The sequence below is a fragment of the Bradyrhizobium sp. SZCCHNPS1003 genome (genome assembly GCF_032381555.1).
GTDB lineage: Bacteria > Pseudomonadota > Alphaproteobacteria > Rhizobiales > Xanthobacteraceae > Bradyrhizobium.
This window is the reverse complement of record NZ_JAUHIU010000010.1, coordinates 99222-124140: the sequence shown is the minus strand read 5'-3', so window position 1 is coordinate 124140 and position 24919 is coordinate 99222. Positions and strand designations below refer to the sequence as shown.

General features: G+C 64.6%; 17 protein-coding genes. 13 read left to right on the top strand and 4 right to left on the bottom strand.

The genetic code is table 11. From position 1 onward, the window contains the following. Window positions 1-42: 42 nt before the first annotated feature. Window positions 43-1545, bottom strand: a complete 1503-nt coding sequence (locus tag QX126_RS18165) for an MBOAT family protein (RefSeq protein ID WP_315782708.1) — start codon at window positions 1543-1545, stop codon at window positions 43-45. A gap of 455 nt (window positions 1546-2000) precedes the next feature. On the opposite strand from QX126_RS18165, the gene QX126_RS18160 reads away from it, so the two are divergent. The 3 genes from QX126_RS18160 to asnB all read left to right on the top strand — a co-directional run bounded on the left by QX126_RS18160 (window position 2001) and on the right by asnB (window position 7421). Continuing rightward, on the top strand, window positions 2001-3050 hold the full coding sequence (locus QX126_RS18160) for a hypothetical protein (protein ID WP_315777126.1): 1050 nt from the start codon (window positions 2001-2003) through the stop codon (window positions 3048-3050). A 406-nt stretch (window positions 3051-3456) separates the two neighbouring features. Next, entirely contained in the window at window positions 3457-5412 is a 1956-nt protein-coding gene (locus QX126_RS18155) for a TIGR04372 family glycosyltransferase (protein ID WP_315782706.1), read from the top strand. Between the two features lie 38 nt (window positions 5413-5450). Then, a complete protein-coding gene (asnB, locus tag QX126_RS18150) occupies window positions 5451-7421 on the top strand; it encodes an asparagine synthase (glutamine-hydrolyzing) (protein ID WP_315782704.1) in 1971 nt (656 codons plus the stop codon). Between the two features lie 102 nt (window positions 7422-7523). On the opposite strand, the gene QX126_RS18145 is transcribed toward asnB, so the two are convergent. After that, window positions 7524-8486, bottom strand: a complete 963-nt coding sequence (locus QX126_RS18145; protein WP_315777129.1) for a lysylphosphatidylglycerol synthase transmembrane domain-containing protein — start codon at window positions 8484-8486, stop codon at window positions 7524-7526. Window positions 8487-8672: 186 nt separating this feature from the next. On the opposite strand from QX126_RS18145, the gene QX126_RS18140 reads away from it, so the two are divergent. The 6 genes from QX126_RS18140 to QX126_RS18115 all read left to right on the top strand — a co-directional run bounded on the left by QX126_RS18140 (window position 8673) and on the right by QX126_RS18115 (window position 19305). Beyond that, window positions 8673-9956, top strand: coding sequence for a nucleotide sugar dehydrogenase (locus tag QX126_RS18140; protein WP_315782703.1), 1284 nt, complete (start codon window positions 8673-8675; stop codon window positions 9954-9956). Window positions 9957-9966: 10 nt separating this feature from the next. Next, window positions 9967-10983, top strand: a complete 1017-nt coding sequence (locus tag QX126_RS18135) for an NAD-dependent epimerase (RefSeq protein ID WP_315782701.1) — start codon at window positions 9967-9969, stop codon at window positions 10981-10983. 11 nt (window positions 10984-10994) lie between these two features. After that, window positions 10995-12407 (top strand): mannose-1-phosphate guanylyltransferase/mannose-6-phosphate isomerase, encoded by a 1413-nt coding sequence (locus tag QX126_RS18130; protein ID WP_315782699.1) that lies wholly within the window; start codon window positions 10995-10997, stop codon window positions 12405-12407. A 69-nt stretch (window positions 12408-12476) separates the two neighbouring features. Then, window positions 12477-14699, top strand: coding sequence for a tetratricopeptide repeat protein (locus QX126_RS18125; RefSeq protein ID WP_315782697.1), 2223 nt, complete (start codon window positions 12477-12479; stop codon window positions 14697-14699). 82 nt (window positions 14700-14781) lie between these two features. Further along, window positions 14782-17001, top strand: coding sequence for a tetratricopeptide repeat protein (locus tag QX126_RS18120; protein WP_315782695.1), 2220 nt, complete (start codon window positions 14782-14784; stop codon window positions 16999-17001). Window positions 17002-17085: 84 nt separating this feature from the next. After that, on the top strand, window positions 17086-19305 hold the full coding sequence (locus QX126_RS18115) for a tetratricopeptide repeat protein (RefSeq protein WP_315782693.1): 2220 nt from the start codon (window positions 17086-17088) through the stop codon (window positions 19303-19305). Between the two features lie 13 nt (window positions 19306-19318). On the opposite strand, the gene QX126_RS18110 is transcribed toward QX126_RS18115, so the two are convergent. After that, window positions 19319-20029 (bottom strand): DUF1223 domain-containing protein, encoded by a 711-nt coding sequence (locus tag QX126_RS18110; protein ID WP_315782692.1) that lies wholly within the window; start codon window positions 20027-20029, stop codon window positions 19319-19321. A 360-nt stretch (window positions 20030-20389) separates the two neighbouring features. On the opposite strand from QX126_RS18110, the gene QX126_RS18105 reads away from it, so the two are divergent. Both QX126_RS18105 and QX126_RS18100 read left to right on the top strand, forming a co-directional pair. Beyond that, the gene (locus QX126_RS18105) at window positions 20390-21400 is read left to right on the top strand and encodes a Gfo/Idh/MocA family oxidoreductase (protein WP_315777136.1); all 1011 of its coding nucleotides are present in this window, start codon (window positions 20390-20392) and stop codon (window positions 21398-21400) included. Window positions 21401-21455: 55 nt separating this feature from the next. After that, complete coding sequence (locus tag QX126_RS18100; protein ID WP_315782690.1) at window positions 21456-22607, top strand: DegT/DnrJ/EryC1/StrS family aminotransferase; 1152 nt, start codon at window positions 21456-21458, stop codon at window positions 22605-22607. A 434-nt stretch (window positions 22608-23041) separates the two neighbouring features. Here the strand turns inward: QX126_RS18100 and QX126_RS18095 are convergent, their stop codons facing one another. Then, the gene (locus QX126_RS18095) at window positions 23042-23395 is read right to left on the bottom strand and encodes a hypothetical protein (protein WP_315782689.1); all 354 of its coding nucleotides are present in this window, start codon (window positions 23393-23395) and stop codon (window positions 23042-23044) included. Between the two features lie 557 nt (window positions 23396-23952). Here QX126_RS18095 and QX126_RS18090 point away from each other — a divergent pair. Together QX126_RS18090 and QX126_RS18085 are read left to right on the top strand one after the other, a co-directional pair. Next, window positions 23953-24156, top strand: coding sequence for a hypothetical protein (locus QX126_RS18090; RefSeq protein ID WP_315782687.1), 204 nt, complete (start codon window positions 23953-23955; stop codon window positions 24154-24156). A 35-nt stretch (window positions 24157-24191) separates the two neighbouring features. Continuing rightward, complete coding sequence (locus QX126_RS18085) at window positions 24192-24815, top strand: hypothetical protein (RefSeq protein ID WP_315782686.1); 624 nt, start codon at window positions 24192-24194, stop codon at window positions 24813-24815. The last annotated feature ends 104 nt before the right edge of the window (window positions 24816-24919 follow it).

Sequence of the window (24919 nt, the reverse complement as noted above, 5' to 3'; positions counted from 1 at the left end):
CATCAACACCAGCGCAAAGTACCGCAGTGCATGCGACGTAGCTCAGAACTGAAAATAGAGGAACTGCGAGGTGTCTCCGGCAATGATGTTCATCAGAACCGCCGCCACGAGCGCGATGGAAGTTCCGATTGCCCACGGCAAGGACGGTCGCCACTTCAGGTTCAGAATGCTCCAGGAGCGAGGGTTGTGGTAGGTTTCCAGCCCGACTTTCCAACGCTCGAACATTGTGTTCACGTTGGGCAGGGTGAAACAGGCGACATAGCCTGCCAGGATCGCGATCATGACGCGCGGATCGACGAGGTTCGTTGCCGTGATCTTCTCCGGGTTGGACAGGGTGAGCATCCCCTTGATCAGCCTGACCGCGGCATTCGGATTGTCGGCCCGGAAGAAAACCCATGCCAGAACCACGACGAACTGTGTCAACAATAGCGCCGCCACCGCATACCAGGCGGTCGCCGACAGGCGGGTGAGGGCCGGTCGCTGCGCGACGAATTTGCTCCAGCGATGATTGACGATCAGAAACAGCCCGTGCAGGGCGCCCCAGATGATGAAGGTGAAGCCGGCGCCGTGCCAGAGACCGCCGAGCAGCATGGTGGCGAAGAGGTTGGCGTTTCTCCGGTGCTCGCCGTAGCGGTTGCCGCCAAGCGGGATGTAGAGATAGTCGCGCAGGAAGCGCGACAGCGAGATATGCCAACGGCGCCAGAATTCGACGATGCTCAGCGACTTGTAGGGGGAATCGAAGTTGAAGGGCAGCCGGATCCCGAACATGATCGAGATGCCGATCGCCATGTCCGAGTAGCCTGAGAAATCGAAGTAGATCTGCAGCGAGTATGCGAGCGCGCCGCCCCAGGCGTCGATCAGGTGAAGGTGGCTCGAATTGGCGGCCTGGAACACGGGATTCGCGATCAGGCCGAACCCATCCGCGATGAACGACTTCTTGAATAGCCCAATGGTCAGAATCGTGAGGCCGACCGCGACTTTTTCGAGCGAAATCCTTCGGCTCTCCTCCGAGCCGAATTGCGGCATCATCTCGCGGTGATGGAGGATCGGGCCGGCGACCAGATGCGGGAAATACGTGACGAACAGGCCGTATTTCACGAAGCTTCGCTCATCGGAATACCCCCCGTAGACGTCGGCGAGGTAGGCGATCTGGGTGAAGGTAAAAAACGAAATGCCGAGCGGGAGAACGATCGCGAGCGAGGGGTGCTTCGACGCGGTGATCGCATTGAGGATCTGGATGCCGAAATTCGTGTATTTGTAGAACGCGAGCGCAGCCAGGTTGAGCGTGATGGCAGCTGAAAACAGGCCAGTGCGGAGCTTTCCGGTCTGTCCGGCAATCAGCAGACCCATCGTATAATTGAAGACGATGGAGACCAGGATGATCGGGACGAAGTGAATGTCCCAATAGCTGTAGAAGGTGAGCGACGCCGCGGTGAGCCAGCTGAGGCGCACGACGGGGGCGGCGAAAAAGCGAGCCAGCAGAAAATAGCCGACCAGGGTCACCGGCAGGAACAGGAACAGAAACTCAAACTGCGTGAAAAGCATAACAAGTTTCTTGATGTTGCTGCATATTGCGTTGCTTTATCAATGATTGAGGGCGCTGCCAAGTTGGGTGCACCTCTCCCGCTGCGAATTTCGGGGGATGCCGCCTCCTGACGGCAGCGACGTGCGGCCGGCCTCTCGAAAAGGGCGGGCCCTTTTCGATCAATGATTCTTCTGCTATGGCAGCTCGAAAATCTGACCAACGACGCCAATCCGACGACGCCATGATGGGGTTTCGCGCAATCACTCTCGCCGATGATCGCAGCGGCGAGGAAACCCTCTATGGGCCATGCAGATGACATCCCGATAGGTCTGCGCTCTCGCGCGCAAAGCAAACTGGGGAGGAGCGGGAAACCCTCTGTTCCACCGGCTGACGTCGTGTCTAGACTCTCGTTGTCGAAGCCGAAAGCAGCTGCCACGACACCCACCGAGACAACCTATCGAGCGGGAATTGCGTCATGTCGACAGTCGGCCGGTCTGCACCGGAAAAGTCAGCTGAACCGGGTGGATTCGGGCGCTATCTCATCGCAGTCGGAATTGTGGGCCTGGCGGCCGCGTTCGCGTTTTCGCTCGGTTTGTCGCTGTTCTCGTCCGACGTGTGGACGTTGCGCGATGGAGTGCTGCAGATTCCGCGCCAAGGCGACACCAACTGGTATCGTGATTTCGGAGGCCGCAGCATTCCGCAGATCCAGGACCAGGATATCTTCTACAGCAACCTCGGAGGATCGGTCGAAGCCGCCAAGCGGGCTGACATTGTCTTTCTTGGTCCGTCCTTCGTCAGCTATGCCGTGGACCGGCAGACGCTCGCGCAATCGCCGGTGCTCGGTCGATTGGGGATCTACAACATGGCCTTCGTGGGCATTCGCGGCGGTGAGTTCTCGCGGCTCGTGATCCAACGTTGGAAAATCCGTCCGCGTCTGTGGATCATCAATGCCGACGATCAGTTCGTGCACTTTTTCAGCAACGATCTCAACGTCACTCTTGGTCCGCAGAAACAGCCCATTGCCGCCGTCCAGCGCAATCGAATGCGGGGGTACCTGACGGTGATCGGCCGCAATTTGCACTGGCGTATCGAGGACTTGGTTGCGGCGTATCAGAATGGCTATTTCTCGCCCACCGGCCTCTATCGCAACATCACTGATGGTGACATGGCGCTGGATGCCAATCCGGGCTACGTCGCCTTGGGCAACAAGCCGATGCTGTCGGCCCGCAATCCTGACTGCCATACGACCCCCGCGATTGTCGACTATGCGAAGAGATTTCTCAATGAGGTGGGCGGACAGGTCGTGCTCACATTGGTCCCGCATAGCCAGTCTTGCGTCCAGCAGGCCGCGGAACTGGCGAAAGAATTGAACATCGAGCTGATCGCGCCGCCATTCGATGGCCTGACGACGATTGACGGCGGCGGCCATTTGGATCGGCAGGGCGCTCAGGTCTTTACGAGCCATCTTGCTCGCGAGATCGTCAAGACGGCGGCCTTCAAACGGGCATTTCCCGACGGCAAATGATTGTGCGGGATTTCAGCAAAAGGCGACGCCGGCGCCATGCCGGTTCGTCCGAGACGTCGACGTCTCCCTGCCATCAGGGGCGATGTGACCAGGTGCGGTTGGATGCCGGAATTTCTGAATTCTCCTCTCTCTTAGGTTTGCTCGCGTTCATCCCCATGTTCGGCTTGGAAAATTCCCGACACCTCTGTTATAGGTGCGATCCAAACGGTTCAATCCCTGGTTGGCATTTGCGGGGCGATGTCTCCTTGGGGGAATCTCGCATTCGACCCGGCGAGCGTGCTGTCCTCATCCCGAGAAGTGATCCCGGGCGCGCAGCGCAGGCGACTTGAACGGCCGGTCGTCCAAGCTCTGCCTTGATCCGAACGCGCGGAATCGGGGATTTCAAGGTTGTGTGGAACTTGGTCGTATGAAACTGCAAAAGCGAAGGCCGATGCGCGGCGGGCGCCGACGGTTTGTCTACCAGGTCTTTGTCATAGTCGGGGCGACCCTCAATCTGCTGCCGCGACGCGTGGTGTTCCTTGGTCTGGTGATCGCCTTCGCCGCGAGACTTCCGCTCAGGCGGCGCCTGGCTCAGGCGTATTTTCCCTATGTGACGTCATATCTTGCAACTCGGCCGGAGTTTCGTTTTTCGACGGCTCTCAGCCGCCATTTCCCCGCTGCCTCGCTTCGAGCCCTGAGCAGCATCGGTGCCTATCGCGAGGCCGCCGGCATGGTCGGCCGCGATGCCTTGGCGTCCGATGACGCGGAGACCAGATACGCGCTGGTTCGATCCTTGTTCGAGCTGGGCGAGTTTTCGGAGGCGCGCGACGCCGCGGCAGGAGCGAAGCCCGAACAGCTCGAGGCGATGGTCGATCTCGCCTTCTACAAGGCCATGGTCGACCTCATCGAAGGGGATGAAGCGGCGGCGCTCGATGCGATGTTCTGGGCGTGTCGGAGCAGCCTGCATTTTTTCCGTCCCCACCAGAACATCGCGGCTCGGAATTCACCGCGTTACTTCCCGAACAGCCTCGATTTCCTCTGCGGGGCTCGCGGCCGGCTGTTCGACCTGTGCAACTTCACGGGCCAGCGCGTGATGCATGTCGGTCGCGGCGAGATTGCAATTCGCTTGTACGAGCGGGCTTTGAACGTGCAGCAGGAACTCCGGGCATCGCCGCCACCGCTTTCTGATGATTTGAGGCGGCTGCTCGACCGGCTCGGCGTGACCCTGGATGCGCTGCGGCTCGTTCCTGAGGAATGGGCGACGCAGATCGGCCATCTGGGCATGCTCGACATCCTGTTTCGCATGCGAGAGCTGGGCTGGTGGTCAGGCGAAGCCGTGATCGTCGTCCGCCCCGACAGCATCGCCAATGCGGTCTTCTTCAAGCTGTTTGAAAGTTTCGGCAAGGTCGTGGTGATCGGTGAAACCGTATCGGAGCGACTGGGTGAAGAACTGCTGTCCTTGCAGCGCTGGTACGGGTTGAATTTCAACGCGTTCAGGCTGCCGGACGGGCGGGTCGTACCTTGGCAGGACGCCGGTGCGATCGCCATCGAACAATGGGAGCGCGAGGGAAGAGGGCATCCGCTGCGTGACGCCTACGATCGGAGTGCGGCCGCCGCAGCGGCTGGCTTCGACGCGTTCCGTTCCAGCCACGGCATGAAGCCCGACGACTGGTATGTGTGCCTGCACACGCGGGACGCTGCGCACTATTTCGAGTTCATGGGCACAGGGCAGACCCATCGCAATGCGCCGATCGAGACGTCTTTGGACGCCATTCGTCTGATCACCACCCATGGCGGATGGGTCATCAAGCTCGGTGGTCCGAACTCGCCGAGGCTTCCGCCGATGGCTCGCACGATCGATTACGCGCTGAGCGAATTCAGATCGGAGCTGATGGACATCCACCTGATTCGCCATGCCCACGCATTCATTGGGACGACGTCCGGGTTGACGAATGTCGCTGTCAGTTTCGGAATTCCTTGTGCGATCGTGAATGCGATCACGACCGACGCCCAGCTGTGGAACAGCAACGTCCGTTTTGCCCTCAAGCCCGTCAGGCTAGCAGACGGCACCGTGCTGACGCAGCATCAACTGACGACGTCGCCCTGGCGCTGGCGCGTGTTCGATGCGGCCGTGCTGGGCCGGAGCGGTGCGCATCCGGAGACCAACTCGGCGGACGACATCCGCCACACGGCCGATGAGGTCCTGGCCATCGCCGACGGTCGGTTGGCTGAATTCGAAGGCGATCACGATGGCGCAGGACTGTTGTCGCGCTGGAGGCGTGCGCTGGGGCTGCCCTATTACTACGGCACCAGCCGTCCGAGCCTCGGTTTCCTGGCCAATCATGAGACGGAGTTGCTGCGCGACGCCGTCGAGGGCCACTGAGCCATGCAGATGGGGGACGGGGTGGCGGAGATGGCACCATGTGCGGCATAGCCGGCCTGCTTCGCCCCGGCGGAGCCGACGAGGCCCAACTGACCGGAATCATTGATCGCATGACGACGGCGCTGGCGCATCGGGGGCCAGATGCGTCCGGCAGTTGGATCAGCGCTGCGAGGGGCCTCGCCTTCGGACATCGCCGTCTGGCGATCCTCGATCTCTCCGAGGCCGGGGCGCAGCCGATGCACAGTGCCTGCGGGCGCTACACCGTCACCTTCAACGGCGAGATCTACAACCATCTCGATGTCCGTGCCGAGCTGGAGGCCGGTGGCGACGCGCCGAATTGGCGCGGTCATTCCGATACCGAAACGCTGCTCGCCGCGATCAGCCGATGGGGCGTTCGACCGACGCTTCAGCGCCTGATCGGCATGTTCGTCTTCGGGCTGTGGGACGCCGAGACTCGGCAATTGATCCTGGCACGCGACCGCTTCGGCGAAAAGCCGCTGTTCTACGGCTGGAGCAACGCTGATCTGGTGTTCGGCTCCGAGCTCAAGGCGCTGGCGGCGCATCCCTCCTGGGCGCCGTCGCTCGACCGAGCGGCGCTCACGGCGTTCATGCGCTATTCCTACGTGCCGGCGCCCGCCACGATCTGGACCGGCATACGCAAGCTGCCCTCGGCGTCGTTCGTGAGCTTCTCCGCGGATGCGGCTCCCGGCGGCTGGCCGCTGCCGCAACCCTATTGGTCGCTGCGCGATCGTGTCGCCGCCGCTCAGGACGATCGCATTGCCGACGAGGGCGAGGCGGTCGAACGGCTGGAGCAGCTGCTGTCGGTGGCCGTGAAGCGACAGTGCTTGTCGGACGTGCCGCTCGGCGCGTTCCTGTCCGGCGGCGTCGATTCGTCGACGATTGTCGCCCTGATGCAGGCGCAGGCGGGCCAGCCTGTGCGCACCTTCAGCATCGGCTTCGCCGAAGGCGGCTACAACGAGGCCGAGGACGCGCGCAACGTCGCGCAGCATCTCGGCACCGATCACACCGAGCTCTATGTCGATGCGCGGACCGCGATGGACGTGGTGCCCAAGCTGCCGCGGATCTATGACGAGCCGTTCGCCGACTCCTCGCAGATCCCGACGCATCTGGTCGCGCAGCTCGCGCGCCGGCATGTGACTGTCGCATTGTCAGGTGACGCGGGCGACGAGCTGTTCGGCGGCTACAACAGGCATGTCTGGGGCGGCGCGCTACAGGCGCGCCTTGGTCGCGTGCCGATGCCGCTGCGGCGTGCGATTGGTGCCGTTCTCGGTGCGATCGCCCCAGAGCCGGCCGATACGGTTCTCAGGGCGCTGCAGCCGGTGTTGCCGGCCCGATTGAAGGTTCGGCATGCCGGCGATCAGGCGGCCAAGCTCGGCCGCGTCATTGCCGCCGACGGCTTTGATGGTCTCTACCGGGCGCTGTGCTCGATCGATCAGGATCCGGCCGGGACGGTGGTGGGCGGCATGGAGCAGGAAAGTTGGGCAGGGAACGAGATGCGGCAGCTTGCGGCACAGCTCGACCCGCTCGACCGCATGACCCTGGCAGACTCCCTCAGCTATCTCAGCGACGACATCCTGCAGAAGGTGGATCGCGCGGCGATGGCGGTGGCGTTGGAGACGCGCGTGCCGTTCCTCGACAAGGACGTCGTCGAGTTTTCAGCCAAGGTTCCTTCCGGCATGAAGGTGCGGGACGGTCGCGGCAAATGGTTGGTACGACAGGTGCTGTATCGCCACGTGCCGGCTGAGATGATCGATCGGCCGAAGACGGGCTTCAGCATTCCCCTCGACGCGTGGCTGCGTGGGCCGTTGAAATCATGGGCCTCGGACCTGCTGTCGCCGGAGCGGCTGAGGCGGCAGGGTCTGTTCGATCCGGTGCGAGTGACGCGCATGTTCGACGAGCATCTCAGCCGCCGCCACAATCATTCCTACTGGCTTTGGAACGTGCTGATGGCGCAGGCCTGGCACGACGAATGGGCGCGCGCCGCCTAGAGCATGATCCGGAAAAGTGGAAACCGGTTTTCCGAAAAGATCATGCTCAAACAAAGAGATGAGATCATGATGCGATTCCGTGGAATCGCATCATGATCCAGGTCAGTCTTCGACCGTCGCGGGAACGGCGAGGCGGCCTGCGCCCTTTTCTGCGCTGAGAATCCACACGAGGCCGCCCATGCCGCCGACGATGAAGTAGACCGCGCCGAACAGGATCGAGACCACGGTGCCGTCGGCCGGCGCAAGCCCGGCATAGCCGAATGCGACCATCATCGTCGCCTCGCGGACGCCCCAGCCAGCGATCGAGATCGGCAGCATCGTGATCAGCATGATTGGCGGGGTCAGCAGGAATAGCTGTTCGAATGCGGCTGGCGCCGCGATGGAGCGCACGGCGCACCAGGCGATGACGACGGCCAGCACGTGGATCGAAAGCGACAGCACGGCGATCTTCGCGGCCGTGGTCCGGCCGAAGATTACCCTGTTCGCGATCACCGAGCAGGCATAGACGTGGCGCGTCGGCCACCACGCCTTCATCCACGCCGCCGGCAGATGGCCGATGGTGAGGAAGCCGACGCCGGCCGCCAGTGCGGCGGCGTCGACCAGCACCAGGGCCAGGCGCCCGTGCTGGTCGGCGATCATGCCATAGCTCCACGGCAGGCTCGCGACGATGATCAGCGCTAGCGCGATGAAGCCGACGGCGCGGTCGGTCAGGATCGAGTAGCTGGCTGCGCGCCAGCCGGCGCCGGTGCGCCCGATCAGCCACAGTCGCACGGCGTCGCCGCCGATCGAGGACGGCAGGGTCTGATTGAAGAAGGCGCCGATCATGTTGTAGCGGAACGCCTGCATGTCCGTCAGCGGCGCGCCGCACAGCGCGGAGATCTCGCGCCACCGCAGGGCGCCGATGAAGATCTGCACCAGCGTGATAGCCACCGCCAGCCCGATCCAGCCGATGTTGATCTGACTGAGCCGCTCGCGGATCGCCGCAAAGTTGATCCCGCGCAGAGCGAGATACAGCAGAGCCAGCGACACCACGATCCGGAGGAGAAGAATCAAAAACGCACGCATGCCAGGCTGGCTTCGCTCTTGGTTGAAACGGTCCAAGCCGAGTGCGATACGCGCAACGCCCGTCCTGGCAGGGCCGGACCCCGGGTAAGGGGAGCCGTAGCCGCCCCTTGCGGTCCTGATGCCCCGGTGGCTAAACAGTCGCAGGGGTGGCGTCAATGGCCTCCGAAACGACCGGAATATCAATTTATGTCTCATGGCCGGAAGATTGCGGTGATAGGCCTTGGCTATGTCGGCCTGCCGGTCGCGGCTGCGTTCGCGCGGACAGGCTGCCCGGCGATCGGGTTCGATATCGATGCGGCCCGCGTCGCAGAGCTGAAGGACGCCAGGGATCGGACCTGCGAGGTCGATGCGGGCGATCTGCGGCGGCCGGGCCTGCGCTTCACCAGCGAGCCGGCCGATATCGAGACTGCCGATTTCTTCATCGTCACGGTTCCGACCCCGATCGACAGCGCACGTCGGCCCGATCTGGGCGCCATGCTGGCCGCGACGCGCGCCGTTGGCGCCGTTCTGAAGCACGGCGACATCGTCGTCTATGAGTCGACCGTCTACCCGGGCGCCGTCGAGGAAGACTGCGTCCCGTTGCTGGAGAGCTGCTCGGGCCTGAAGGCGGGGGCCGATTTCAACGTCGGCTATTCGCCGGAGCGCATCAATCCCGGTGACAAGACGCATCGCTTCGAGACCATCACCAAGGTCGTCTCGGCACAGAACCCGCAGACGCTCGAGATCGTGGCGGCCGTCTATGGCTCGGTCGTCACGGCCGGCATTCATCGTGCGCCCTCGATCAAGGTCGCCGAGGCGGCGAAGGTGATCGAGAACACCCAGCGCGATCTCAATATCGCCTTCATGAACGAGCTGTCGCTGATCTTCCAGGCGCTTGAGATCGATACCGGCGACGTGCTCGCAGCCGCCGCCACCAAGTGGAACTTCCTGCCCTTCACGCCCGGCCTCGTCGGCGGTCACTGCATCGGCGTCGATCCCTATTACCTCACCTATCGCGCCGAGAAGGCGGGCTACCATCCTGAGGTCATCCTGGCGGGCCGCCGCATCAATGACGAGATGGGCCGGCGCATTGCGCGCGAATGCATTCGCGGGCTGCTGAAGCGGAAAGGGCGCAGCGGCCTCGTCACGATCCTCGGCATGACCTTCAAGGAGAATGTGCCGGACATCCGCAATTCGCGGGTGATCGACATCATCAGCGAACTGCAGTCGTTCGGCGTCGAGGTGCAGGTCGCCGATCCCCTGGCCGATACGGCGGCGGTGCACGAGGAGTATGGCATCGGCCTCACGGCAGTTGACGCGCTGCGTCCAGCCGACGCGGTCGTGCTGGCCGTGTCGCACGATCAGTTCCTGGCCGGAGGCTGGCCTTTGGTTCAGAGCCTCCTCGGCGAGGAGAGCGGCCTCGTGCTCGACGTCAAGATGAAGCTCGACCGCGCGAGCAAACCCGCCGCCATCGAACTGTGGCGACCCTGACGGAGCGACCATGGCAGATCATCCCATCCTCGTGACCGGCGCCGCCGGCTTCATCGGATTTCACCTGTCGCAGCGGCTGCTCGCCGAGGGACGGCAGGTGGTCGGCATCGACAACATCAACGCCTATTACGATCCGAAGCTGAAGGAGGCGCGGCTCGACATTCTGAAGGCGGCGCCCGGCTTCACCTTTCACAAGCTCGATCTCATCGACCGTGCCGGCATCAAGGCGCTGTTTGCCCAGCATCGCTTTCCCGCCGTGGTGCATCTCGCGGCCCAGGCCGGCGTGCGCTACTCGCTGGAAAATCCGCACGCCTATGTCGATGCCAATCTCGAGGGCTTCATCAACGTCCTCGAGGGTTGCCGCCATCATGGCTGCGAGCATCTGCTGTTCGCATCGTCCTCATCGGTCTATGGCGCCAACACCAAGCTGCCGTTCTCGGTCAAGGACAATGTCGATCATCCGATCAGCCTCTACGCGGCAAGCAAGAAGGCCAACGAGCTGATGGCGCATTCCTACAGCCATCTCTACCGCCTGCCGGCCACCGGGCTGCGCTTCTTCACCGTCTACGGCCCCTGGGGCCGTCCCGACATGGCGATGTTCATCTTTGCCAAGGCCATCCTCGCAGGGCAGCCGGTCAAGCTGTTCAATCAAGGCCGGATGCGGCGTGATTTTACCTATGTCGACGACATCGTGCAGGCCATCGTCCGCCTGATCGGCCGCCCGCCCCAGGGAAACCCGGATTGGGATGGAAACAGGCCCGATCCGTCGAGCAGCCGGGCGCCATGGCGGATTTACAATATCGGCAACAATCATCCCGAACAGCTGATGGACGTGATAGTACTACTAGAGAAGGAGTTCGGGCGGCCGGCCATCAGGGAGATGCTGCCGATGCAGCCCGGCGACGTCGAAGCGACCTATGCTGATGTCAGCGACCTCGAACGCGACATCGGCTTCCGGCCGGCGACCTCGATCGCCGACGGCATCGGACGTTTTGCGAAATGGTACCGCGACTATCACCGAATTTAACGGGTTGATTCATGACCGGACGCATCATTCCTCTCATCATGTGCGGCGGCGCTGGGACCCGGCTGTGGCCGGCCTCGCGGGAGGTTCGCCCAAAGCAGTTCCTGCCGCTGTTCGGCGCCCGTTCCACGTTCCAGGACACGCTGCTGCGCGTATCCGATGCCGATTTGTTCGAACGGCCGATCATCATCACCAACCTTGCCTATCGCTTCATGGTGCTGGAGCAACTGGCCGAGATCGGCATCGAGGCCGACGTCCTGCTGGAGCCGATGCGGCGTGATTCAGGCCCGGCCATCGCAGCCGGAGCCGCCTTCGCCCAGTCGCGCCATCAGGACGCTGTCGTGCTGGCACTCGCGGCCGATCACGTCGTTCGCGACACCGCGGCCTTCCTCGCGGCGTGCCGGCAGGGGCTCGCTGCCGCCGAGGCCGGCCGCATCGTCACCTTCGGCGTCAATCCAGAGCGCGCGGCCACCGAATATGGCTATATCAGCCCGGGTGCATCGGTATCCGGGGAAGTGCGGGCCGTCGCAAAATTCGTCGAGAAGCCGGATCAGCCGACCGCCGAGCGCTACATCCGCGAGGGCTATCTCTGGAACAGCGGCAACTTCATGTTCCGAGCGTCGGTCCTGCTCGATGAATACCGCAAGTTCGATGCGGGCAGCGTGCAGACGGTGATCGACGCTGTCTCCAAGGCCGGCCGCGACCTCGGTTTCATCATCCTGGATTCCGATGCCTTCGCGGCGGCCAAGCCGATCTCGATCGACTATGCCGTGATGGAAAAGACCGAACGTGCCGCCGTGGTGGCGGTGTCGTGCGGCTGGTCTGACGTCGGCTCCTGGCACGCGGTCTGGGAACTGTCCGACAAGGACGGGCAGGGCAATGCCGCGCGCGGCACCGCCGTGTTCGAGGATTCCCGCAACTGCAACGTGGTCACCGACAAGGCGCTGGTCGCGCTCGAAGGCGTCGACGATCTCGTCGTGGTGGCGGCGCAGGATGCCGTGCTGGTGTCGCGCCAGCGCGATGCCAACGGGTTGAAGCGGCTGGTCGCCAAGCTCAAGACCGTGGCGCCCGAAGTGACCGAGGCGCACATCAAGGTGCACCGGCCCTGGGGCAGCTATCAGTCGGTCGACAATGGCGAGCGTCATCAGGTCAAGCGCATCATCGTCAAGCCTGGCCAGCGCCTGTCGCTGCAGAAGCACTATCACCGGTCCGAGCACTGGATCGTGGTGCGCGGCGCGGCGCGGGTCACCGTGAACGAGACCGTCAAGACCGTGCATGAGAACGAATCGATCTACATTCCGATGGGCGCGGTGCACCGGCTGGAGAACCCGGGCAAGATCCTGCTGGAGCTGATCGAGGTCCAGACCGGGTCCTATCTCGGCGAGGATGACATCATCCGCATCGAGGACGATTACCGCCGCGAGTAGGGCGGGTCTCGCCTCGAATCACGCGAGCCGTGCTAGACAGCCCCGGACGTCGTCCGCCGGAGAGCTTCGTTGCAAAGCACGATCGGATCGCGCGCGTTCCAGAATGCGCGCCTGCAGAAGAAGAATCGCAAGCAGGCCGATAGCCTGCTGCCGAAGGCCGTCGAGGCCTACCGGGCGGGCCGGCATGCCGATGCCCAGGCCATCTGCGGACAGGCTCTGGCCCTCGTGCCCGATCATTTCGACGCCTTGCACCTTCTCGGCGCCTCCGCGCTCGATAGCGGCCGGCTCGACCTCGCCGAGCAGGCCCTGACCCGCGCCGTCGCGGTGGAGCCGCGCAATGCCGAGGCCCTGGCCAATCTCGGCCTCGTGCTGTTCAGCATGAAGCGCTACGAAGAGGCGCGCGCGGTACAGGAGCGCGCCGTTGCGCTCAAGCCCAATTTCGCCACGGCTCTGACGAGCCTCGGCAACACCCTGATGAACATGCAGCTGTTCGCGCAGGCGATCGAGATGCATGACCGCGCCATCGCCCTCAAGCCGGACTTTGCCGACGCTTATTGCAATCGCGGCATGGCGCAACTGCTCCTGCTGCGCAACGAAGAGGCCAAACAGAGTTTCGACCGCGCCTTGGCGCTGGCGCCGCGGCACATGCAGGCGACGTTCGGCAAGGGATTGGTCAGCGTCAATCTGCGGCATCTCGAGCAGGCGCTCGCTGCCTTCAACGCCGCGCTCGCCATGAAGCCGGGGACGGCGGCGGTCATCGCGCAGCGTGGCCGTCTCTACGTGCAGATGGGACGGTTCGCCGAGGCCGAGGCCGATTTCGATGCTGCGCTGGCGACCGACTCCGGGCTGGAGGCGGCGCTGCTCGGCAAGGCCCATGTCTGCGTGCTCACCGAGCGGATCGCGCCGGCCATGGTGGCCTGCAAGCGGGTGCTTGAGCAGAATCCGGCGTCGGAGGTGGCGCTGATCTGGCTCGGCACGTGCCTCGCAAAGCAGGGCGATACCGCCGGCGCCATCCAGCACTTCGACCGCGCCCTCGAGATCAAGCCGGATTTCGAGGATGCGATCATGAAGAAGATCTTCGCGCTCGATTTCTATCCCGGCGCCGACGTGGCCGTGCATCAGGCCGTCCGCCGCGAATGGTGGGAGCGGATCGGCGCGCATATCCCGCAGCGCCAGCTTGCCGCCATCGACCGCGACCCGGATCGCCGCATCACGGTCGGTTACGTGTCGTCCGACTTCCGCAGCCATTCGGCCGCGCTGACCTTCCTTCCGGTGCTGCGCCATCACGACCACGCGGCATTCAAGGTCATCTGCTACTCGTGCTCGCCGCTGGTCGATTCCGTGACGGAACAGTGCAAGGTCGCGGCCGACGGCTGGGTCGACGGATCTCAATTGTCCGACGATGAGTTGGCCGATCGCATCCAGGCCGACCAGGTCGACATTCTGGTCGATCTCTCCGGCCACTCGGCCGGCAATCGTCTCACCGTGTTTGCCCGCAAGCCGGCGCCGATCCAGGTCACCGCGTGGGGCAACGCGACCGGCACCGGATTGCCCGCCATGGACTACTTCTTTGCCGATCCGGTCACGGTGCCATCGGCGGTGCGGCCGCTGTTCGCCGAACAGGTCTACGATCTCCCGGCGCTGATCACGACGGATCCGCTGCCGGGAGCGCAGGCGACGCCGCTGCCGATGCTGCGCAACGGCCACGTCACGTTTGGTGTCTTCAACCGTGTCGACAAGATATCCGACGAGGTGCTGAGGGTCTGGTCGGCGCTGCTCCAAGCGTTGCCGGACGCCCGCATCGTCATCAAGAACGGCGCGCTGGAGGACGCATTCCTGCGCGACACGCTGATCGCCCGCTTCGCCGCGCACGGCGTCAACGAGAGCCGCCTCACCTGTCTCGGCGCCTCGATGCGCCACGAGCACATCGCAGCGTTCGCCAACATCGACATCTCGCTCGATCCGTTCCCGCAGAATGGTGGCGTCAGCACTTGGGAATCGCTGCAGGCCGGCGTGCCCGTGGTCGCCAAGCTCGGCAGCAGCGCGGCGTCGCGCGCCGGCGGCGCGATCGTCAAGGCGATCGGGCTCGACGACTGGGTGGCCGAGGACGACGAGGGGTACATTGCGATCGCCCTGAAACACGCGGCGCGGCCGGCCGAGCTCGCTCAGCTCCGTGCGGAGCTGCCGACGCGGGTGGCCAACTCGGCCGCCGGCAATGTCGAGACCTACACGCGCAAGGTCGAGGAGGGGTATCGCCAGTTCTGGCGCCGCTATTGCGCTACTGGCGGCTGAGGCCCATCCGTCGCGGCGTGACGCAAGGTCGCCGCGTGAACAAGCCCGATATGTAGTTCCACGCGTTATTCGGAGGCCGTCTTTGGCAAGCGATGTCGGTTCCCGCGCGTTTCAGAATGCGAGGCTGCAGAAGAAGCATCGCAAGCAGGCCGATGCGCTGATGCCCGCGGCCGTCGCCGCCTATCGCGGCGGTCGCCGTTCCGAAGCCCAGGCGATCTGCAGCCAGATCCTGGCGCTGCTGCCCGATCATTTCGATGCCCTGCACCTGCTCGGCGTGACGGCGCTGGACGGTGGCCAAATGGATCTCGCTTCGCAGGCGCTCACCAAGGCCGTCGAGATCGAGCCGCGACATGCCGAGGCGCTCTCCAATCTCGGCCTCGCGCTGTTCAACCGCAAGCGCTTCGAGGAGGCGCGCAAGTGCCAGGAGCGGGCGATTGCGCTGAAGCCAGCCCTCGTGGTCGCGCAGACGGGCCTCGGCAACACGCTGATGCGCCTCGGCCTGCCGGACGAGGCGATCGCGGCGCATGAGCGGGCCATCGCGCTGAAGCCAGACTATGCCGACGCCTATTGCAACCGCGGCATGGCACTGCTTCCGCTCGGTCGCAACGCCGAGGCCAATCAGAGCTTCGATCGCGCACTGTCGCTCAATCCGCGCCACATGGAGGCGATGTTCGGCAAGGGGCTGGCGAGCATCAACCTGCGTCATCACACCGAGGCGCTCGCGGCCTTCGATGCCGCGCTTGCCGTCAAGCCCGGTGCGCCGCAGGTGCTGGCGCAGCGCGGCCGGCTGCATCAGATGGCCGGCCGTTTCGACCAGGCGAAGGCGGACTACGAGGCGGCGCTGGCGCATGATCCGATGCTGGAGATGGCGCTGCTCGGCAAGGCCCAGCTCGGCCACTTCAAGGACGTCGCCCAATCCGTCGATGCCTGCCGCAAGGTGCTGGAGCGGAATCCGCGCTCCGAGGAGGCCTGGTTGTGGCTCGGCATCTGCTACGCCAAGCAGGGCGAGGTCGTTGCGGCCGTCGAGCATTTCGATCGCGCTCTTGAAATCAGGCCCGATTTTGCCGAGGCCATGACTGCGAAGATTTTCACGCTCGAGTTCATGCCGGAGGCCGACTTTGCGCTCCAGCAGGCGGCACGGCGCGAATGGTGGCAGCGGATCGGCGCCCACATCCGGCGCCGGCCGGTGCCGAAGCGCGATCTCGACCCGGAGCGGCGTCTGACGATCGGCTACGTCTCGTCCGACTTCCGGAATCATTCGGCCGCGCTAACATTCCTGCCGGTGCTCAGGCATCGCGACCCGCAGAATTTCGCAGTCGCTTGCTACGCCTGCTCGCCGGTGCAGGATGCCGTCACGGCGCAATTCCGTGCCTGCGCCGACCTCTGGGTCGACGCCGCGCAGATGTCGGACGACGAGCTGGCCGACCGCATCGACGCCGATGGCGTCGATATCCTGATCGATCTCTCCGGCCACTCCGCCGGCAATCGCCTGCCGCTGTTTGCCCGCAAGCCCGCTCCGGTCCAGGTCACGGCCTGGGGCAGCGGCACCGGCACGGGGCTGCCGACGATCGACTATTTCTTGGCCGATCCGGTCACAGTGCCCGAGACGGTGCGTCATCTGTTCGCCGAGCAGATCCATGACCTGCCGGCGGTGATCACCACCGAAGCGCTGCCGGACATCGCGCCGACGCCGCTGCCGATGCTCCGCAATGGCTTTGTGAGCTTCGGCGTGTTCAATCGGTTGGACAAGATCTCCGATCCTGCGCTGATCGTCTGGACACGGATCATGCAGCAGCTGCCGGACTCGCGCATCGTGATCAAGAGCAGCTCGCTCGATGATCCCCTGTTGCGTGACCGGCTCCTGGCGCGCTTCGCCGCGCAAGGCGTCGCGCCGGAGCGCGTGGTCTGTCTCGGCTGGTCGACGCGCGAGCGGCAGATCGCGCAGTTTGCCGAGGTCGACATCTCGCTCGATCCGTTCCCGCAGAATGGCGGCGTCAGCACCTGGGAGTCGCTGCAGGCCGGCGTGCCGGTCATCGCCAGGCTCGGACGCAGCGCGGCGTCGCGCGCCGCCGCGGCGATCGTCACGGCGGTCGGGCTCGGCGAGTTCGTCGCCGAAGACGACGACGGGTATGTCGCGCTCGCCGCGAAGTGGGCCTCGAAGCCGGCTGAGCTGGCGAAGCTGCGGACCGCGCTGCCGGCGATGGTCGCGGGCTCGGCCGCGGGCAATGTCGAGACCTACACGCGCAAGGTCGAGGAGGGCTACCGCCTGTTCTGGCGTCGCCATTGCGCCAGCGCCGGCTAGTCTTTGTGTCGCGGCATCCGGTGATGCCGCATGTGATGTCACTGCGTTCCCGCGATCTGCACGCCGCCCGTGGAGGCAAGTCTCTTGGCAAGCAATGTCGGCTCTCGCGCCTTCCAGAATGCGAGACTGCAGAAGAAGCATCGCAAGCAGGCTGACGAGCTCATGCCGCGCGCCGTGGCGGCGTATCGTGCCGGCCGTCACGCCGAAGCCCAGGCGATCTGCAGCCAGATCCTGGCGCTGCTGCCCGATCATTTCGATGCGTTGCACCTGCTCGGCGTCACGGCGCTCGACGGCGGCCAACCCGATCTCGCCGAGCAGGCCCTGACCAAGGCGGTCGAGATCGAGCCGCGGCATGCCGAGGCGCTCTCCAATCTCGGCCTCGCGCTGTTCAACCGCAAACGCTTCGAGGACGCGCGCAAATGCCAGGAGCGGGCGATTGCGCTGAAGCCGAATCTGCTCGTGGCGCTCACGGGTCTCGGCAACACGCTGATGCGCCTGGGGCGGCCGGAGGAGGCGATCGCCGCGCATGACCGGGCGATCGCGCTCAAGCCGGACTATGCCGACGCCTATTGCAATCGCGGCATGGCGCTGCTTCCGCTCGGTCGCAACACGGAGGCCAACCAGAGCTTCGATCGCGCGTTGTCGCTCAACCCGCGCCACATGGAGGCGATGTTCGGCAAGGGGCTCGCGAGCATCGCCCTGCGCCATTCCGATGAGGCGCTGGCGGCCTTCGACGCTGCCCTCGCCATCAAGCCGAACGCCGCGCAAGTGCTGGCACAGCGCGGCCGGCTGCATCAGCAGGCCGGACGTTTCGACAAGGCGATGCCCGATTTCGAGGCCGCGCTGGCGCTCGATCCGCGACAGGAGGTGGCGCTGCTCGGCTTCGCGCAGCTCAGTGTGATCAGGGACAACATCGCGCCGGCGATGGACGCTTGCCGCAAGGTGCTGGAGATCAATCCCGCGTCCGAGGTCGCCTGGACCTGGCTCGGCGAATGCTTCTGCAAGCAGGGCGATCTCACGACGGCCCTGCAGCACTTCGAGCGCGCGCTCGCGCTCAAGCCCGACTATGGCGATGCGATCACCGCCAGGATCTTCCTGCTCGACTTCATGCCAGACACCGATTTCGCCCAGCATCAGGCGGCGAGACGCGAATGGTGGACCAGGATCGGCAGCCAGGTCGCGCGCCGTCCGCCGCCGGTGCGGGATCGTGATCCGGAGCGGCGCCTGACGATCGGCTATGTCTCGTCCGATTTCCGCAGCCATTCGGCGGCGCTGGTGTTCCTGCCGGTGCTGCGTCATCACGACCACGCCGCGTTCAAGGTGATCTGCTACTCCTGCTCGCCGCTGCGCGACACGATGACGGACCAGTGCCGCGCGGCCGCCGACCTCTGGGTCGACGCCTGGCAGATGTCGGACGAGGAGCTGAGCGATCGCATCGAGGCCGATCAGGTCGATATCCTCGTCGATCTCTCCGGCCATTCCGCCGGCAACCGGCTGCCGGTGTTCGCCCGCAAGCCGGCGCCGGTCCAGGTCACGGCCTGGGGCAGCGGCACCGGCACCGGCCTCCCCACGATCGACTACTTCTTCGCCGATCCGGTGACCGTGCCCGAAGCTGCACGTCATCTGTTCGCCGAGCAGGTCTACGACCTGCCGGCCGTGATCACCACCGATCCGGTGCCGGGATGGCAGCCGACGCCGCTGCCGATGCTGCGCAACGGTTACGTCACATTCGGCGTCTTCAACCGGATCGACAAGATCTCCGAGCCCGCGCTCGCGCTCTGGTCGCGGCTGATGGGAGCGCTGCCGGAGTCGCGGATCGTCATCAAGAACGGAGCGCTCGATGATCCCTTGCTGCGCAACCGCCTCGTCGCCCGCTTCGTCGCGCATGGCATCGCGCAGGAGCGCATCACGTGCCTCGGCCTGTCGACGCGCGATCAGCACATCGCGCAGTTCGCAGGCATCGACATGTCGCTCGATCCGTTTCCGCAGAATGGCGGCGTCAGCACCTGGGAGTCGCTGCAGGCCGGCGTCCCCGTGATCGCGAAGCTCGGCCACGGCGCGGCAGCGCGCGCGGCAGCCGCCATCAACACGGCGGTCGGGCTCGGCGACTTCGTGGCCGAGGACGACGACGGCTACATCGCCATCGCCCTGAAGCAGGCCGCGCAGCCTGCGGCTCTCGCGAAGCTGCGGACGGAGCTGCCGGCGATGGTTGGCAGCTCCGCCGCCGGCAATGTCGAGACCTACACGCGCAAGGTGGAGGAGGGCTACCGCCTGTTCTGGCGTCGCACCTGCGCGTCCGCCTGACAGGCGGTCGAAGCTATAGCCGCGCGGCACCGACGATGCGCCCCTCCGGGCTTTCGAGCAGCACGGCCGCATCCTCGCCCTCCGGCATCGGCTCGGTGAGGCGCAGCGCCGTGCCGCTCCAATCGCCGAGCGTGCGCACCGAGCGCACCACGTTCAGCTCCTCCAGCGTGCGGCCGTCATTCTCGCCGCGGCGGATCGCCGTCTCATGCCGATGATCGAAGCCGACCAGCACGACGCGTCCACGTCCTTCACCGCCGCCGACCTCGACCGCGAGCTTGTCGCCATCGCGTGCGAGCTTGACCGGCGCCGCCGTCGCGCTCGCGCCCCTGGCGCGATCGATCGCGGCTCCCACCTCGGCCCTGTTGGAGCCGACATGACCCGTCACCCCGTCGACGACGATCTCCGGCGTGTAGGAGCCGTCGCCGAAGCGGCTGCCGTAGCGGGCCTGGCGATCGGTGGCGGCCGGCAATGAGAACGGGTCCTTCCAGCCCAGCCGGTCCCAATAGGTGACGTGAAAGGCGAGCGGCAGCACGTCGCGGCGCTGCCGCACCAGCTCGTTCAGATAGGCATTTGCAGGCGGGCAGGAGGAGCAGCCCTGCGAGGTGAAGAGCTCGATGACGACAGGCCGATCCACGGCGGCCACCGACGGCGACCACGGGGTAAGCGAGGCGAGCAGCACGGCGAAGGATGAGGCGTAGCGGAGCGAGGCGAGGCTGAGGGTCATGGGTGTTCTCCCGCGATGTGACGTGATCTCCTTCGCTGGCGGGATCCACCGCGTTACCTCCGGCTGCGGCCAACACGCAGGCGTGAAGGCGCCGCAACCGTTCTGTCCGCGGCCTGTCGTGACGCGTGAACAGGGCACTTGCCACACGTGAAGGGCATCGCACACGCCGTTCAAAAGACAGCGGTTTTCGTCCGCGCCCGATGTAACTTTCTGAATCAAATCGTGTCCTGAAAAAGGTTTCCGCATTCGCCTCGCTTCAACCGGCATGCTAGGAGAGCTTCGACCGGTGATTTGCAGTTCGTTAACCGTCATGGCCAATCCGTGACGTCGCAATCCGGGGACATTGATGGGGTCGATGACATGAGTTCCAAGGGGGCGGGCCACAAGGCCGAGCTGAGGCAGGCGCTGCGAGTCGGCGTCATCGGAGCCGGCGTGATGGGCAGCAACCATGCCCGCGTGCTCGCCGGACTGCCCGATGTGCACTTGGTCGGCGTGGTCGATCCGCTGCCGGCGCATCGCAGCCGCGTCACCGAGCTTGCGAACTGCCCGACCTTCGAGACGCTCGATGAACTCGTCGCCGAGGGCGTCGATGCGGTGACCGTCGCGGCTCCGACCCACCTGCATCATGAGCTCGCGCTCGCCTGCATCGCCCGCAAGGTGCATCTGATGGTCGAGAAGCCGATCGCCTCCACGGTGGACGAGGGCAGGGAGATCGTCTCGGCCGCGCATCGCGCCGGCGTCACCCTGATGATCGGCCATGTCGAGCGCTTCAATCCGGCGGTGGCCGCGATCAAGAAGGCGATCGCCGGCGAGGACCTCCTGTCGATCGCGATCACCCGCGTCGGCCCGTTCCCGCCGCGCATGTCCAATGTCGGCGTCGTCATCGATCTCGCCGTGCACGACATCGACCTCATCCGCTGGTTCACCGAATCCGACATCATCGAGGTGCAGCCGCAATTGTCGAGTGCGGTGGCGGAGCGTGAGGACATCGCGCTCCTGCAGTTCCGCACCGCCTCCGGCGTGCTCGCCCACATCAACACCAACTGGCTGACGCCGTTCAAGGCGCGCAACGTCACCGTGGCGACGCGCGGCAAGTACATCATGGGCGATCTGCTGACGCGCCAGGTCACCGAGTGCTTCGGCTTCAAGCCGGATGGCAGCTACTCGATGCGCCATCTGCCGGTCGGCCATGACGAGCCGCTGCGCGCCGAGCTGATCGCGTTCCTGCACGCGGTGCGCTCGGGCACGGCGCCCGCGGTCACCGGCGACGAGGGCGTCGCGAGTCTGGCGATCGCCACGCAGTGCCTGGAGACCTCGAGCCATCGTCCCGCCGAGGCGGCTGCTACCAAGCGTCGCGCCGTGGCCGGCTAGCCGGCCACGGCTCCGCTTCACCCTCTTTTCTCGATCCGAACATGTGTCAGAGCTCATGAACCAGCACCTGCGCCATCAGCCCATTCCGTTCATCGACACTGCCGCGCAGCGCCAGCGGCTCGGCAAGTCGCTCGATGAGGCGGTTGCCCGCGTGCTCGCGCACTGCCAGTTTCTCGGCGGCCCCGAAATCATCCAGCTCGAGAAGGAGCTGGCTGAATTCTGCGGCGCCAAATACGCGGTGAGCTGCTCCAGCGGCACCGACGCGCTGCTGATGGTGCTGATGGCCCAGGGCATCGGCCCGGGCGATGCCGTGCTGTGCCCGTCTTTCACCTTCTGCGCGACCGGCGAAGCCGTGGCGCTGACCGGCGCCACGCCGGTGTTCGTCGACGTGCTGGAGGACACCTTCAACATCGATCCGGCCTCGCTCCACCGCGGCATCGCAACCGCCAAGCGGCTCGGTCTCAAGCCGAAGGCGGTCATCCCGGTCGACCTGTTCGGACAGAGCGCGGACCACGATGCGGTCGCCGCGATCGCTGGGGACGATGGCCTGTTCGTGCTCGACGACGCCGCGCAGGGCTTTGGCGCCAGCTACAAGGGGCGCCGCATCGGCACCTTCGGCTTGGCGACCGCGACCAGCTTCTATCCGGCCAAGCCGCTCGGCTGCTTCGGCGACGGCGGTGCCATCCTCACCGACGATGCCGGCCTCCTGGAGCGCCTGCGCAGCGTGCGCGCCCATGGCGGCGGCAGCGACAAATACGACAACGTCCGCCTCGGCCTCACCGCGCGGCTCGACACCATCCAGGCCGCGGTCCTGATCGAGAAGCTCAGGATCTTCGAGGACGAGATCGTCGCGCGCAATAAGGTGGCCGAGCGCTACACGGCCGCGCTGGCCGATGTCGTGAAGGTGCCGCGTCTCGTCGAGGGCTGCACCTCGGTCTGGGCGCAATACACCATCCGCCTGCCCAAGGGCGTCGATCGCGACACCTTCGCTGCGGCGCTGAAGGCGCAGGGCATCCCGACCGCGATCTACTATCCGAAGTCGATGCACCAGCAGACCGCCTACCGCATCTTCCCGAGCGCCGATGGCGGCCTGCCGGTCAGCGAGCAGCTCTCCAGCGATGTCATCAGCCTGCCGATGCACGCCTATCTCGACGAAGCCACGCAGGTGCGCATCATCGACGTCGTGCGCGGCGCACTTCAGGGCTGAGGCATAAGGCATCGTTGACGTCACGCCGCTTGCAGCGGCGCGGCTCACAGCCCCGGCGGGCGATCTGCCCCGCCGACAGTCCCAACCAACACTGTCGTCCCGGCGAACGCCGGGACCCATACCGCGTGATCTCCGCAACGGGCAGGCGGCCCGTTCCGCGCACCCCACCAGCTGCACAGCGTATGGATGCCGGATCTGCGCCCGCCGCCGCTTCGCGTCGGCCGGCTTGTCCGGGATGACAGCGGTGAGATTAACGGCCGGCTCTCTGTAGGGTGGGCAAAGGCGCGCCCATCTGACGGCTTGTTTCGCCGAGCTATCGCGCGCCGTGCCCACCATTCCCACCACCGATGCGGATGCGCGGTGGGCACGCGACCGCCCTGCGGGCGGCTGCTTTGCCCACCTACGGCCGCGTTGCTCGCATTCCAATTTACATCTCAAACAGCGATCGACATAGCGGCGCATTCTCGCGGCACCTGGTGCCCGAGGCCTGTGATCAGTTCGTCCCTCGCAAACATGCAGAGGGCACGGGGAATGCCGGGCGCTGGCCGCACCCATGGCCCGCCTGCGGAAAAAAATGCAGGCGGCAGGAACCACAGGTTCAGCCGAGACATCCCGGCATTCCCCGCGCGATGGTTGGAACGGCTGCTTCGCGTTCTCCCCGGTGCTCCGGGCTTTTTGGCCACCGTCATCGGCACTGCGCCTTTGCGCATCAGCACCGACTTGGCATCAGCATCGGGATGCCAGGACCACGCGACTTGACCGTGCGCATCGATGTCGTTCGTCGGCATGGAGAACCATGCTGCAACATCGACACGCCCACCGCATCCCGCCTCAACGTCCGTGACGACCGCGAAGCGCCCCTCTGATCGAGACGGGACGGGCGCATACAATCATGATTTCGGAGAAATGGAAAGAGGAATATTCTTCCGGCACGGGGCGGATCGGGGGATGCGCTTGAAGTGGTGCGCGAAATGAGTTTTTTGGCGCGCGCGATTTGGACGACGCAACGCGGGTTCAGCAGGCGGGGCGATAGACCGCATCGCACTATCAACCGAGTTGGCCGGAAAGCTGGTCCCCTGCTTTGGCTTTCCTCGTGTTAGCCCGCTGACTGACCTGCCTCCAGCCTCGATCAGCATGTCACGCAGGCTGCCATCTGAATTCCGGCGGGACAGATCCGGTCCGCTAGTTCACCCCTGCGTGCTGAGACGCCCCATGCCGGAGCGAAAGCCGCACGCTCGGCGCCAAGGATGGATCGGACGGGCCGTCGAGCCTGCATTGGGCGAATATTGGACTCCAAGGCGGCATCTCATGCTACCTTAGTATGATGGTCGCAGAGGAGGGACGCATGCCGTGGAAGCTCACGACAGTCGCTGATACCCAGGTGCCCAATGGGCAGATCCTGCCTGGCTTCAACCTCCAGCAAGAGCGAAAATCCCCGTCCGTGAGGCCACTCTTCGAGGATACGACGAAGGCGAGCAAGGCTCGCGACCTGATGCAACAGATTCTCGATAGCGAAATCGCTCAACGCTTCCGCAGCCTGAAGTCCTAGAGCGACGTCTCTCTCGTCCGAATGCCGGTGCAGCTATGAAATTTCCCACGAAGTGGCTTACCTACAAGCAGCGTATCCAGGCAGACGTGCGAGAGGCGCTCACTCAACATGGAGCCGACGACTTCTTCGATCATTCGTTCGTAGAAGCCATTGCTGGACAGGTAAAGCAGCAGGAGGAATGGCTTCTAAAGCTGTTCGCGCTGCAAGCTGCCGTCATCGCCTTTTTAATTGTAGGCTTCGTGTCTCCGGATGCCAAGAGCTCGCTCTTCAGCGTTGAATTGAAAAGCATCCAAGGAATTCGTGAAGTACTTTTGGCGGTCTCTTCCACCGCGGCTGTCTTCATGGCTACACTGACTTACTCGCGAGATGCTGCGCTACATGTCGCTTCAGCGGTAGCCGAAGGAACCGTAGCATCCGAACTAAAGCACTTCGGCGTGTTTATCATCCCAACCGCGTTCAACGTGAGGATCTACATTCCGCGCGAGCACGACCGCTGGCAATTCGGATTATGGCACGGAAAAGCGTTTGTCATTGTTGCTGCGCTTCTCATCGTTGTAATGGTTTGCATCGCGATCGCAGCTTCCTTCGCGGTTCATTGGCTCTCATCTATGACATTTGGCAGCATCCATCCCTTGGACGTTGGTCCACAGTGGCACTGATTTATGTGTTATTGACCTACGTCTTCAATCTCGTTCTCATGCTCCGGATGACGTTACCCTTCCCGTACGTCGACAAGGGGGCGCTGAAAACGAGGCGCTGACGC

Excerpts from the sequence above, each read along its gene's own strand:
- QX126_RS18105 (WP_315777136.1), top strand. The coding sequence starts at position 20,390 with ATGAGTTCCAAGGGGGCGGGCCACAAGGCCGAGCTGAGGCAGGCGCTG.
- QX126_RS18100 (WP_315782690.1), top strand. The coding sequence starts at position 21,456 with ATGAACCAGCACCTGCGCCATCAGCCCATTCCGTTCATCGACACTGCC.
- QX126_RS18095 (WP_315782689.1), bottom strand. The coding sequence starts at position 23,395 with ATGCCGACGAACGACATCGATGCGCACGGTCAAGTCGCGTGGTCCTGG.
- QX126_RS18140 (WP_315782703.1), top strand. The coding sequence starts at position 8,673 with ATGTCTCATGGCCGGAAGATTGCGGTGATAGGCCTTGGCTATGTCGGC.
- QX126_RS18090 (WP_315782687.1), top strand. The coding sequence starts at position 23,953 with ATGCCGTGGAAGCTCACGACAGTCGCTGATACCCAGGTGCCCAATGGG.
- QX126_RS18145 (WP_315777129.1), bottom strand. The coding sequence starts at position 8,486 with ATGCGTGCGTTTTTGATTCTTCTCCTCCGGATCGTGGTGTCGCTGGCT.
- QX126_RS18165 (WP_315782708.1), bottom strand. The coding sequence starts at position 1,545 with ATGCTTTTCACGCAGTTTGAGTTTCTGTTCCTGTTCCTGCCGGTGACC.
- QX126_RS18085 (WP_315782686.1), top strand. The coding sequence starts at position 24,192 with ATGAAATTTCCCACGAAGTGGCTTACCTACAAGCAGCGTATCCAGGCA.
- QX126_RS18155 (WP_315782706.1), top strand. The coding sequence starts at position 3,457 with ATGAAACTGCAAAAGCGAAGGCCGATGCGCGGCGGGCGCCGACGGTTT.
- QX126_RS18130 (WP_315782699.1), top strand. The coding sequence starts at position 10,995 with ATGACCGGACGCATCATTCCTCTCATCATGTGCGGCGGCGCTGGGACC.
- QX126_RS18110 (WP_315782692.1), bottom strand. The coding sequence starts at position 20,029 with ATGACCCTCAGCCTCGCCTCGCTCCGCTACGCCTCATCCTTCGCCGTG.
- QX126_RS18135 (WP_315782701.1), top strand. The coding sequence starts at position 9,967 with ATGGCAGATCATCCCATCCTCGTGACCGGCGCCGCCGGCTTCATCGGA.
- asnB (WP_315782704.1), top strand. The coding sequence starts at position 5,451 with ATGTGCGGCATAGCCGGCCTGCTTCGCCCCGGCGGAGCCGACGAGGCC.
- QX126_RS18160 (WP_315777126.1), top strand. The coding sequence starts at position 2,001 with ATGTCGACAGTCGGCCGGTCTGCACCGGAAAAGTCAGCTGAACCGGGT.